The sequence below is a fragment of the Burkholderia sp. AU45251 genome (assembly GCF_030482905.1).
In the GTDB taxonomy this organism is placed as follows: domain Bacteria; phylum Pseudomonadota; class Gammaproteobacteria; order Burkholderiales; family Burkholderiaceae; genus Burkholderia; species Burkholderia aenigmatica.
Map to the genome: position 1 here is coordinate 68487 of NZ_JAUJQH010000005.1, position 12153 is coordinate 80639.

Sequence of the window (12153 nt, forward strand, 5' to 3'; positions counted from 1 at the left end):
CACGCGATGCGAGCCACGCGGGCCGACGCTACCGCGCCAAGCGATACAAAACATCGGGACAACCTTCCTCGTTCCTGCTTCCGTCGCTGTATGCAATCGCAACGAACCCATGCCGCTCATAAAACGCAGCAGCATCGCGATTCATCTGGAACGTATAGAGCTGGAGCATGCCAACCGTCTGCGACTTCACCGATTCCAGGAGGGAAGACCCAATCCCTCGTCGCTTGAATTCGGGGCACACATACAACTGGTCAAGCCATGCCACGCCATCGGTAACGACGTGCGCGGCCATGCCGACTATGCGGTTATCGTTCACGGCGACGGTAACGTTGCCCGACGGCACCAGTACGTTGGCAACCCAATCGTGGACCGCGGTTTCAGCGTGCGCGAGCGGCGCATAGGATGCCAGCGTGTTGCGCGACCGTAGATAGACTTCAGCCACCTCTGCGGCATCATCCGCAATCGCTCGACGCAAGATCAAGGGCATGTATCGGCCGCTCCGAAAGCTTCAAAAGGGGCACAACGATAGCAGCACGGAATCGAACTTCCAAGATCGCGCAGACTGCGCTGGAACTGGCGCGATCGGAAGTTCAATGCGGCGTATCGAGTCTCCGGTACAGCGAATCGGCGGTGAGATCTCGTTACCGATTCACGGCTTCCCGCCAGGATTCCCGGGATCCGACATTCCCGTATCATCTGTCCGATTCGCCCGGATCGCACGACCTGGCGATCCCGCACAAACGAGAGGACGAGCGATGAAGGTCGAAGGGCGCGGCCACGGTAAAGCGATCGAGCACGACGCGGCGGCAGCGCCGAAGCGGGCCGGTATCGCATCCGTCACGAAGAGCACCGACCCGCGCGACTACCAGCATGCGCCGGGGATCGCCGCCGTCATGCCGAAAGCATTCCCCGACGGCTTCGTTGTCGCCGAGCATCGGCACCCGCGCGCGCAACTCGTCTACACCACGACGGGCATCGCTGAAGTCATCGCCAGCCAGTCGGTCTGGATGATCCCGCCTCATCGCGCACTCTGGATTCCGCCCGACCTGCCGCACGCGATGCGCGCGCACGGGCCACTCGAAATGCGCACGGTCTACGTCGACCCGCAAGCGTACCGGTCGGCATACCCGGATCAGCCGAGCCTGGTCAACGTTTCGCCGCTGCTGCGTGAATTGATCGTGCGCGCGTCGTCGTTCCCGGTCGAGGTCGATCCCGACGGCCGCGACGATCTCGTCATCCAGCTCATGCTGGCCGAGATCGAGTGGTCTCCGGAGCAGCCCTTGCGGCTGCCGTCAGGCCAGGACCGGCGTCTTGCCCGAGTCTGCGACGCGCTGCTCGAGCATCCGGCCGATCAGCGAACGCTGACGGAATGGGCCGATGAAGTCGGTGCGTCGAGCCGGACACTCGCCCGGCTGTTCACTGCCGAAACCGGGTTGTCGTTCAGCCAGTGGCGGCAGCAGGCCCGGATTTCAGCCGCGCGTCCGTTGCTGGCGTCCGGATGCGCGGTGATCGCCGTCGCGGCCGAACTCGGCTACGAAACCACGAGCGCCTTCTCGACCGTGTTTCGCCGGTTTGTCGGCATGACGCCCAGCGCGTACGCGAAACTGTCCGATTCCGCGTAGCAATCGTCTTTCCTGCAAACGCGGGGCGTGGCGTGCACGCTTATCGTGTCGGTCATCGATAACACTGACCGAAAGAGGTACGCCGACATGACGCGACACGACATCGAATTCCTGTCCGAAGCCGCCACGCTGCGAGGCTGGTACTACGAGCCGGCGCAGCGCCTCGCCGATACGGCGACGTATCCGGCGATCGTGATGGCGCACGGTTTCTCCGGCGTGAAGGAGCAATATCTGGACCGCTACGCCGAGGTGTTTGCCGCCAGCGGTTTTGGCGTGCTGCTCTACGATCACCGGAATTTCGGTGCGAGCGACGGGTACCCGCGTCAGGAGATCGACCCCGTGCAACAGAAGCGCGGCTATCGCGATGCGATCAGCTATCTGCTGACCCGCCCCGAGGTCGACGCCGCACGCATCGGCATCTGGGGCACCAGTTACAGCGGTGGCCACGTGCTCGAAGTCGCGGCAATCGACCGACGCGTCAAATGCGTGGTTGCGCAGGTGCCGACGATCAGCGGGTATCAGTCGGCGTTGCGCCGCACGCGTTCCGATCTGGTGCCGGCGCTGCTGGCTCGCTTCGATGAAGATCGCAGGCAGCGATTCGCGGGTGGCGCGCCGGCGATGTTGCCGGCAGTGAGTGCCGATCCCGCGACAGCCTGTGCGATGGCCGGCGCGGATGCGTACCGGTTCTTCACCGAGTCGGCGGCGCAGTTTGCACCGAACTGGAAAAACGAAGTGACGCTGCGCAGCGCCGAGATGTCGCGCGAGAATGAACCGGGCCAGTTTGTCGATCGCATCTCGCCCACCCCGTTGCTGATGATCGTGGCCGACCAGGATCTGCTGACGCCCACCGACCTGTGCCTCAAGGCGTGGGGAAACGCGCTGGAGCCGAAGCGCTTGCTCCAGATCAAGGGCGGGCATTTCACGCCGTATATCGAGCATTTCGACGCAACCAGCCAGGCGGCGGTGGAGTGGTTCACGCTGCATTTGTCCGGCACGCGTTGATCTGGCACGTTGCTGTGTTGGCGGTGTCCATAGCTTGTATGACTGCCGCCGCTGCCGGTTTTGACGGTGCGTGCGTTTGCCGGGCACGTGGAAGCTTGAAGCGCGATGGCGCCCATCTGCCAGCCCGGAGCGACGCACGCGAACGGCACGCCGTGCCGTCGTGACACGGGCACGCGGGCTCACGGGCGATGTGTCACCACCTGGACGCATGCGACGGCAGCCGATGCTTCGTTATATGGAGTAATAGCTGTAATTTGGCCTGAAATTTTCTTTCGGGCGACTCGGGCTAGACTGGTCTCGCCTTGATACCCCCCCAAGGTGTTGTTGTGTTCTCGGCTTGGCCCGCGCATTCACGTGCGGGCCAATTTTTTCGGGCGGGCGCCGCGGGCGGCCGGACGATCGCCGACAGGATGCACATTGGAGGAAACGTAGCGTGACAGTACGCCCGACCGTTCGCGATGCCGGTTCGCTCGTGCGGATCGCCGCGTTGAGCGCGGCGGCCGCCGCGATGATGTCCGCCATGCCGCCGGCGTTCGCGCAAGCCAGCGAGTCCGTGACCAGCAGCGTATTCGTGCACCGGTCGTACGATACGGGCAATAGCGCGATCAATGAAAACTTCCAGTACATCGCGCATCCGCCGATCCGGCCGGTTGCCGCGAGCGCGCCCCCGGTCGTGCGTGGCGCACACCGCGGCCGCCGCGGACAGACTGGCACCACGAATTCGGCCGGCGCAACGGGCAGCGGGGCGAATAGTGCGGCGGTTCCGTTGCCGACGATGCCGGCGGACGGAGCATCCGGCGCTCCGGTTTCGCAGTAGTCGTTTCTTTCCGAATCCTTCCAGGCAAGCCTGTTGATCGACGATCGGTCGCAACGCCGTGCGCGATCGTCGGCTATCGCCAGGATCATGATGATGTCAGGTAGCGCGCAGTGACCGCTCGATGAGGGATGAGCGGGATGTCTCCTTGTATCTCGCTCGTTGGCCCGACTGTGTCGGGCTTTTTTTTGTTCGGTCGCGAGCGGGGGTGCCGGCGACGGCTACGTGTGGCAACATCGCGGTGATTTCCACATTCCATCCGGGTGCCGGCAGACCCATCTATCCGAGGGGGAGTCATGTTTGACCATGTCAAATTCGGTGTGAGCGACTATGCAGCCAGCAAGGCGTTTTTCCTGAACGCGCTTGAACCGCTTGGCGTAGTGGTGCAGGGGGAGGGCGAGCCTTCGTACGGCATCGAGATTTCTCCGCCGGGCCAGCCCTCGTTGTGTCTGTTCCAGACGACGGAGAAACCGGCGCATCTTCACATCGCGTTCGTGGCCGAGCATCGGCAGCAAGTCGACGCGTTCTATCGCGCGGCGCTGGAGTCAGGCGGGAAGGACAATGGCGCGCCGGGGCTGCGGCCGCGTTATCACGCGAATTACTACGCGGCGTTTGTCATCGGACCGGATGGACACAATATCGAGGTGGTGTGTCATCGGGCGGAGGGGTGAGCTTCGGGCGACTGATCGCTGTCATTCAAACCATGAGCGAACGCATGCGCCACGCACGCAACCGAGCATTCCCGGATGAGTGAAATCACCATTGATTGGCCTTTTTATCTCATCGTGCTTGGAACCGGCATGGAATACTGGCCCGTGACGCTTTGTGTCGGCGTGGTGGGATTGTATTTCGGGGCGACTCGCCTGCGCGGTGTGTGGCGAGTTGCCTGCCTCCTCATTGCGCTCTTGTTCATCGTTGATGCCGGTACCGGAATTTACTTATCCCTTGGTTAGCGTTCAGGAAAATCACGCTGACGCATGGCGTGCAAAACGTTGTCGGCGTGGGCGCGCGGTACGCGTCGGAGCGCGAGCGGTCAGGAGCAGGCGCCGGGTTTCGGTGTCTGGCGTGTCAATCAGTAGTGGAAAGGCAGCGTAAAAGAATGACGAAAAATCGCGGTAACGGGATGCGCGCCGACGGCGGTGCGGGCGTGTTCCCCTTGCGGGCACGGGCCGTACTTTTGCGGGCGGTTTTATTTTTCCCGTTGGCATACCACTGCCAGGCTCACGCCGAAGCGTCGGTACCGAAGAACATCACGCCGGCAAGCTCCGGATATAAAACGGAGATCTTCAATCTCGTCGGCCCGGACGGGGATCAATTCGATACGGCGATCGGCCGGACGGTATCGGCCGCATTCGACCGTTTCCTGAATCTGGCCGGCCAGGATTCGAAAACGATTCGAAAGCGCTTGCTGAGCGGTCCCGCGACGGAAGGGACCCTGTGGCAAATCGGTGAGTCTCGCGAATGGCTTTATCACATTTGCCAGGCCCACCAGTGCAACGTGACGAATGTTGCCCTGCTTTACGATGAACAATCACATCGCACGGCAGGACGGCTGCTGTACCGCTGCGAGACAAAGTGGCTCGGAAACCCGAGCGACGCGGAACGGGCGCTGATCGAGCGTGAATATCCCGTCAAGATCGACCCGGACGACGCAAAGTTCTTTTGCAAGAAGCCGTGATCGACGTGGTTTTCCTCGCCAACGCGACCGCAACGGGACGCGTTTGTGCGGGGCCGTATTCGCGTGGGTTCAAGCGTGCGACTTCAGTCTGGCCGCTGGCGTAGCGGCCGGATGAATGGTCTATTTCTTCCACGATGGCGGGAAAAACAGCTCCGTGGTCGCCGCAAGCAAACTGGCGTCAAACATCTTCAAAAGGTGTTCGGCGCGCATGTCGTACAGCTTGATATGGACCAACTCGATCGCGCCGCTGTCGTCCTCAAGCGTGGATGCGTCCACTTCCGGACTCACGTAGTGTTGTTCGCCGGCGAACCGTTCGAGTGGCTGCATCCCGAGCGCCGTCGCAAGGAAGATTCGAGTGGCTTCGGGCAGACGGGTATCGGCAGTGAACTCCCAGCCATCGTCGGTTAGCCGCTTTTCATTCGGTAGCGGGAGAATGAATGCCGCTTCGTAGCGTCGCCTCAACGGAACCCCCTTGAATCATGGCGAAAGACAGACGATCGAAGCATATCTCTTCCCGCTCCCGCGTTCGGCATGATCGGGCTTCGTCGACAAGAATCCGGGAACGCCGTCGCAAACATCCGCAGCAGGTTTGCGTGAAGACCCGGAAGATGACCCCGACGTCTTCCAGCCGCACATACAATCCCTTCGATTTCACTTGCACCTGACGCTACGTCAGCTTTTATGGTCGACCCCGACGACTGGGAAAAAATGCGACTCAAAATCGGCGATCTGGCGAAGCAGGCGGGACTGAGCGTCCGGGCCCTGCATCACTACGATGCAATCGGGCTGCTGTCACCGTCGCAGCGCACGGATGGCGGCGCGCGCCTGTATGGGCGGGACGACCTCGTCCGGCTGCATCGGATCGAGGCGCTGAAGCGGTTCGGGTATTCGCTGCCGGACATCAAGGCCAGCCTCGATGGTCAACTCGCAGGTTCGCCGCTCCAGCTTCTGCGGCGCCAGATTGCGGAACTCGACGTGCAGGCATCGCGTGCGCAGCGCCTCAGTCGTCACCTGCGATACATCGTGGACATGATCGCCGCCGGCGACGAGACCACGGCGACCGACTGGCTGAACGCTCTGGAGTTGATGAACATGATCCAAAAACACCTTGATGACGACGAACTCGATGCGCTGCTGGCAACCGGGCCGGATACGATCGCGCCGACGGATCCATCCTGGCTCGAACTGATCGACGAAGTCCGCATTGCCCGGCAGCAGGCGCTGCCGGCCGACAGCGAGGCCGCCCATGCACTGGCGTGGCGCTGGATCCGGCTCGTGGTCCGGATGACCCGCAACGACCCGACGCTCGCGGCCAAGCTGATGACGATGCAGCTCGACGAGCCGCGCGCCCCGCAAATCGTCGGCATCACGGCGGAGATGCTGGCATGGATCGACAAAGCGTTCACGCACGCGCGCTGTGCGTTGCTCGCGAAATACCTCGATCCGGCTCAGGCCGACGAAGTGCGGCGGCGCCAGTTCGCCGCGATGAAGCATCGGGCGTGGCCGGCACTGGTGGTCGAGCTGAGAGCGCACCTGGACGCGGGCGTCGACGCCGGCGCCGCACCGGTGCAGGCCGTCGTCAAGCGCTGGCAGCAGCTGTTTCTCGACAGCTTCTGCGGCGACGACGCGGCGCTGGAGGCACGCGTGCGCGATGCGATGATGCGTGAACCGGATCTGCAACTGGGCATCGGCCTCGACGATGCGTTGCTGGCCTATCTGAACCGGGCGCATATCGTCGGCCACGACACGACACCGGTGAACGCCGGCCCCAAGCCGAGCGCATTGATGGTGGCCACGCAGCGGGCCGCGCACCAGTGGCTCGACCGGCCGCTGGTGCTCGACGATCCGGTCGCGCTGACCGTCCTCGGCACGGCCGAGGCGCAAGCGTTGCGCGACAACCTCGACAAGTTCCGCCAGCCGATGACCGTGGGCATGCGCAGCACGGTGGTCGTACGCAGCCGGCTGGCCGACGACGTCTGGGCCGATGCGATCGAACGCGGCACCCGCCAGTACGTGGTGCTCGGCGCGGGGCTCGATACCAGCGCATACCGGCGACCCGATGCGCCGGGGCGCGTGTTCGAGGTCGACCTGCCGGCGACGCAGGCGTGGAAGCAGGCCCGCTTGCGCGAGGCCGGCATCGCGGTTCCGCCGTCGCTGCAGTTCGTGCCGGTCGACTTCGAGCGCGTCGGTCTCGCGGAGGGACTGGCGCGCGCCGGTTTCGATGCCGATGCGCCGGCGCTGTTCAGCTGGCTTGGCGTGACGATGTATCTCGACGAGGCCGCGGTCGTCGAGACGCTGCGCTTCATCGCCGGCTGCGCCAAAGGCAGTGCGGTTCTGCTCGAATATGTGGTCCCGCTGTCGAGCCTGTCGCCGATCGTGCGTATCGCGGTGGAGCAGATGATGGTGCGCTTCGCCGAGCGTGGCGAACCGTGGAAGAGCTTCTTCGAACCCGCCGAGCTGACCGGGAGGCTGGCTGCGCTGGGCTTCAGCCACAGCAACACCTGGACGCCGGACGAGTTGAACCAGCGTTATCTCGCGAATCGTTCCGACGGGCTGCATATCGGCGCGTCACCGGGGCGTCTGGTGCTGGCCACCGTCTGATGTGTGTTGGCCGGCGCACGTCGCCGGCCGCGCCCGTTCATTCGACAGACGCGGCCGGATCATCGACAATTCGCGCCTAACAAAACATGAGAGAAGGGGGCAGGTGCATGCGCAGGGTTTTCAAGCCGCTCGGCGTGATCTTGAGCGTTTCCGTCATTGGCATCGCAGGGGCTCAAGCCGCATCCAGCGAACTCGCATTCCCACGTTTCGCTCAGGCGGAGGGCCGGCTGGACAACGAGGGGTTCCCGTTGTCCGGCGTGAAACTCTGCGTGCTCCCCGATCGCGCGCCGTGCTTCGAAATGCCGCCCGCGCCGCTTTACGATGGCTCGAAGGACGTGTACCAGTTCGGTCTGAAGCCGCGATCCGAACGGTTGCCGATTGCGTCGGGCGGCTCGTGGGTGTTCTTCTCGGGGATGTTCTTCGGCGGTGGCAGCGGGATGCTGGAGCGCGTGGCGATATTGCGTTATGGCGCGAACGGCAAGATCGAGAACCTGATGCCGAAAGTCACCCAGACGGAGCTGGCCGACCGCGCGATGTGGAAGGTGCCGGACGTGTCGCCCTATCCGGTGTTCGTTCGAGCCGATTACGTGTGGGGCGACGGCGAGAGTCATTTCGAGGCGCACCTGTTCGTCGTTGATGCGTGGGTGTTCGATCCCGCCACCAGCCAGTACAGGAAGCGGTTTTCCTACCGGACGACCAAGCGCTATGACCGCGGCGAGGGCTCGGATCATGTGCTGACCGCTGAGCGTGCGGAAATTCTGCGTCGCCTCACCGCCAGCCAGTAGCCTGCTACGGGGCGGCCCGGTATTCGTCGAAGCGCATCACGGCTTTCGGCGGACCCGGCGCGCGAACCCTTATCGCTGTGCATCCCCGTACGTCTCCCTGCACACCTCGCGCAGTGCGTCCACGAGCAGATCGCGCGCCGGCGCGCGCGAATCGGCGGCGCGGGTAAACAGCGCGATGGGCGGGAGCGTCCACACCAGCGAGTACGGCACGATCGCCACGCCCGCGAACCGCACCAGTTCTTCCGCGATATCGGCGGGCACGATCGAGACGGCCTCGTCGCTCGACGCGATCATCTCGCCGATCAGCTTCGACGAATAGCTTTCGACGATCGGAACGGGCGGCGGGATGCCGGCCGACAGGAACAGGTCGGTCACCTGTTCCCGCATCGGCGTATGCGGTGCGCCGAGAATCCAGTCGAGCGCGTGCAGCTTGTGCCAGTCGAGCGCGGTGCGAGCCAGTTTCGCGGCCAGACGCCGGCTCGCGATCATGCGCGGCTGCTGCTGGTACAGCACCTCGAAGGAGACCTGGCCCAGATCGATCGCCGACGACGCCCGCCCGATCACGATGTCGACGCTGTGGTCCCTGAGCTGCAGCAGGAGCTGATCGCTGGTGCCTTCGTGAATCGTTACGGTCACGCGCCGCTCCATGCGCGCTTGCAGCCGCTTGAGCGCCGCCGACAGCATCTGTCCGGAAATGAACGGAATCACGCCGATATGCAGGTGGGCCGCATGCCCGGCGGCGACGGCCTCCATTTCGCGGGCGAGGTGGTCGAGATCCTTGATCATCGCCTTCGCCCGCTCGAGCACGACCGCGCCGAGCGCGGTGGGCCGCATGCCGCGCGACGAGCGCTCGAACAGCGGCGTGCCGAACATGCTCTCCAGCTCGGACAACGCGTTCGTCACGGCCGGCTGGCTGCTGGCCATGTGCTCCGCGACGCGCGTCAGCGATCCGTGCTGCTGGATCTGCAACAACAACACCAGGTGCCGCATCTTCAGGCGCGCGCCCAGCCGCCTGACCACGTCGTTCGCGTCAAAAGTCATTGACTGGTCATGTATTCATCATGAAAAAGTGATGGGCCGATATTAAAACAGAATCATCTCCTTATGGCGGATCCCTAGAATCACCTTCATGGATCGCGCCGGGACTGGCCTGGCGCCCGTGCCCGGATCGGAAAAACATGAAACAGACAGAGACACAGCAGCAGGCCGCGTTCGACTATCACGAATTTCCGACCCCGGGAAAGATCTCGGTCGTCGCCAGCAAGCCGCTCGTGACCCAGCGCGATCTCGCGCTGGCCTACACGCCGGGCGTGGCGGGCGTGTGCGAAGCCATCGCCGCCGATCCGCTGCAGGCGCACCGTTTCACGAGCCGCGGCAATCTGGTGGGCGTGATCACGAACGGCACGGCCGTGCTGGGTCTGGGCAACATCGGCCCGCTCGCTTCCAAGCCGGTCATGGAAGGCAAGGCCGTGCTGTTCAAGAAGTTCGCGGGGATCGACGTGTTCGACATCGAGATCAACGAAACCGATCCGGACAAGCTGGTCGACATCATCGCCGGTCTCGAGCCGACCTTCGGCGGCATCAACCTCGAGGACATCAAGGCGCCCGAGTGCTTCACGGTCGAGCAGAAGCTGCGCGATCGCATGAAGATTCCGGTGTTCCACGACGATCAGCACGGTACCGCCATCACCGTCTCCGCCGCGTTCATCAACGGGCTGAAGGTCGTCGGGAAGTCGATTTCGGACGTGAAGGTCGTGACGTCGGGGGCCGGCGCCGCCGCGCTGGCCTGCCTGGACCTGCTGGTCGACCTCGGGCTGCCGGTTGAAAACGTCTGGGTGACCGACATCGAAGGCGTCGTCTATCGCGGCCGCACCGCGCTGATGGACCCGGCCAAGTCGCGCTTTGCGCAGGAAACCGACGCGCGCAAGCTCGCGGAAGTGATCGGCGGCGCGGACGTGTTCCTGGGCCTGTCGGTCGGCGGCATCCTGACCGCCGACATGCTGAAAGAGATGGCGCCGCGCCCGCTGATTCTCGCGCTGGCCAATCCCACGCCGGAAATCTTCCCGGAACTGGCGCATGCGACGCGCGACGACGTCGTGATCGCGACGGGCCGCTCGGACTACCCGAACCAGGTCAACAACGTCCTCTGCTTCCCGTACATCTTCCGCGGTGCGCTGGACGTGGGCGCGACGACGATCACCCGCGAAATGGAGATCGCCGCGGTTCACGCGATCGCGGGGTTGGCCGAGGAGGAGCAGAACGAAGTCGTTGCGGCCGCCTATGGTGCGTACGACGTGGCGTTCGGCGCGCAATACCTGATTCCGAAGCCGTTCGATCCGCGCCTGATCGTCCGCATCGCGCCGGCCGTGGCCAAGGCGGCGATGGAAGGCGGCGTGGCGAAGCGCCCGCTGACCGATCTCGACGCGTACGTCGAGCAACTGCAGCAATTCGTCTACCACTCCGGCGCGTTCATGAAGCCGCTGTTCGCGACGGCGCGCCAGCTGGTGCGCGACGGTGGCAAGGCGCGGATCGTCTTTACCGAAGGCGAGGACGAGCGCGTGCTCCGCGCGGTGCAGGTGATCGTCGATGAGAAGCTGGCGCGTCCGATCCTGGTCGGGCGCCCGGAAGTGCTGCTGGCGCGCATCGAGCGATTCGGGTTGCGGATCCGGCTCGGGCAGGATGTCGAGGTGACGAACCCCGAGTATGACGAGCGGTTCCCGCAATACTGGACGACGTACTGGGAACTGCGGTGCCGGGATGGCATCTCGAAGGAAATGGCGCGGGTCGAGATGCGCCGCCGCCTGACGCTGATCGGCGCGATGATGGTGCGGCTCGGCGACGCGGACGGGATGATTTGCGGGACGGTGGGCGAGTATCACAACCACCTGCGGTTCGTCGACGAGGTGATCGGGAAGAAGCCGGGTGCGTCCACCTATGCGGCGATGAACATCCTGTTGCTCGATCAGCGGACGGTCGCGCTGGTGGATACGCACGTCAACGACAACCCCGATGCGGAGCAGATCGCGGAATTCACGATTGCCGCGGCACGTCAGATGGAATGGCTGAATCTGACGCCGAAGGCGGCGTTGCTGTCGCGCTCGAACTTCGGGTCGGGCAGTGCGGCTTCGGGCGTGAAGATGCGTCGGGCGCTGGAGATCGTCCGGGAGCAGGCGCCGGATATCGAGGCCGACGGCGAGATGCATGGCGACTGTGCGCTCGACGAGGGCTTGCGGTCGCGGCTGCTGCCGATGTCGCCGCTGAAGGGGGCGGCCAACCTGCTCGTGTGCCCGAACGTGGATGCGGGGAATATCGCGTACAACCTGCTCAAGACCGAGGCGGGCAGTAATGTGGCGGTGGGGCCGTTCCTGCTGGGCGTCAATGCGCCGGTGAACATTCTGACGTCGAGCTCGACGGTGCGGCGGATCGTGAATATGGCGGCGCTGACGGTGATTGAGGCGAATCGCAACGCGGGTGCCTGAGTAGGGGCAGAAAGGGGGGCGGGTTGACCGGGCGTGGTGTCGTTCGGGGAACCCGCCCCATTCGTGATTGATTCGAACACGTCGTGTCGCGCGGCGTGGGTCGAAACGGCGTTCGGGTTCGTCAATGCGATCAAAGGCGGGATCGGCGTTGTTCGTTTCCTTATGGCGATCT

Annotated in this window: 12 protein-coding genes; 8 read left to right on the top strand and 4 right to left on the bottom strand. The window is 64.1% G+C overall.

All coding sequences use genetic code 11. The features are described 5' to 3' along the window. Positions 1-28 precede the first annotated feature (28 nt). Positions 29-487 carry a GNAT family N-acetyltransferase gene (locus tag QZM67_RS13740; RefSeq protein ID WP_301803938.1) on the bottom strand — a complete coding sequence of 153 codons (459 nt, stop codon included), beginning with the start codon at positions 485-487 and terminating at the stop codon, positions 29-31. Here QZM67_RS13740 and QZM67_RS13745 point away from each other — a divergent pair. Together QZM67_RS13745 and QZM67_RS13750 are read left to right on the top strand one after the other, a co-directional pair. Beyond that, positions 486-1622 (top strand): helix-turn-helix domain-containing protein, encoded by a 1137-nt coding sequence (locus QZM67_RS13745; protein ID WP_301803940.1) that lies wholly within the window; start codon positions 486-488, stop codon positions 1620-1622. The genes QZM67_RS13740 and QZM67_RS13745 overlap by 2 nt on opposite strands. A gap of 87 nt (positions 1623-1709) precedes the next feature. Next, positions 1710-2624, top strand: a complete 915-nt coding sequence (locus QZM67_RS13750) for an alpha/beta hydrolase (protein ID WP_301803942.1) — start codon at positions 1710-1712, stop codon at positions 2622-2624. Between the two features lie 231 nt (positions 2625-2855). On the opposite strand, the gene QZM67_RS13755 is transcribed toward QZM67_RS13750, so the two are convergent. Next, positions 2856-3530 carry a hypothetical protein gene (locus QZM67_RS13755; RefSeq protein WP_301803943.1) on the bottom strand — a complete coding sequence of 225 codons (675 nt, stop codon included), beginning with the start codon at positions 3528-3530 and terminating at the stop codon, positions 2856-2858. A gap of 204 nt (positions 3531-3734) precedes the next feature. On the opposite strand from QZM67_RS13755, the gene QZM67_RS13760 reads away from it, so the two are divergent. The 3 genes from QZM67_RS13760 (at position 3735) to QZM67_RS13770 (ending at position 5116) form a co-directional block, all read left to right on the top strand. Beyond that, on the top strand, positions 3735-4109 hold the full coding sequence (locus tag QZM67_RS13760) for a VOC family protein (RefSeq protein WP_301803945.1): 375 nt from the start codon (positions 3735-3737) through the stop codon (positions 4107-4109). 75 nt (positions 4110-4184) lie between these two features. Continuing rightward, complete coding sequence (locus QZM67_RS13765) at positions 4185-4391, top strand: hypothetical protein (protein ID WP_089453716.1); 207 nt, start codon at positions 4185-4187, stop codon at positions 4389-4391. Between the two features lie 146 nt (positions 4392-4537). After that, positions 4538-5116 (top strand): hypothetical protein, encoded by a 579-nt coding sequence (locus tag QZM67_RS13770; protein WP_301803947.1) that lies wholly within the window; start codon positions 4538-4540, stop codon positions 5114-5116. 120 nt (positions 5117-5236) lie between these two features. Here QZM67_RS13770 and QZM67_RS13775 read toward each other — a convergent pair whose 3' ends face one another. Continuing rightward, positions 5237-5578: a hypothetical protein gene (locus QZM67_RS13775; RefSeq protein WP_301803948.1), complete on the bottom strand. Its 342-nt coding sequence runs from the start codon at positions 5576-5578 to the stop codon at positions 5237-5239. Positions 5579-5824: 246 nt separating this feature from the next. Here QZM67_RS13775 and QZM67_RS13780 point away from each other — a divergent pair, with 246 nt between their 5' ends. Continuing rightward, a complete protein-coding gene (locus tag QZM67_RS13780; protein WP_301803949.1) occupies positions 5825-7717 on the top strand; it encodes an SAM-dependent methyltransferase in 1893 nt (630 codons plus the stop codon). A 107-nt stretch (positions 7718-7824) separates the two neighbouring features. Beyond that, entirely contained in the window at positions 7825-8502 is a 678-nt protein-coding gene (locus QZM67_RS13785) for a hypothetical protein (RefSeq protein WP_301803950.1), read from the top strand. 69 nt (positions 8503-8571) lie between these two features. On the opposite strand, the gene QZM67_RS13790 is transcribed toward QZM67_RS13785, so the two are convergent. After that, complete coding sequence (locus QZM67_RS13790) at positions 8572-9543, bottom strand: LysR substrate-binding domain-containing protein (protein ID WP_175022346.1); 972 nt, start codon at positions 9541-9543, stop codon at positions 8572-8574. Positions 9544-9680: 137 nt separating this feature from the next. On the opposite strand from QZM67_RS13790, the gene QZM67_RS13795 reads away from it, so the two are divergent. Next, positions 9681-11981: an NADP-dependent malic enzyme gene (locus tag QZM67_RS13795; RefSeq protein WP_175022345.1), complete on the top strand. Its 2301-nt coding sequence runs from the start codon at positions 9681-9683 to the stop codon at positions 11979-11981. Positions 11982-12153 lie beyond the last annotated feature (172 nt).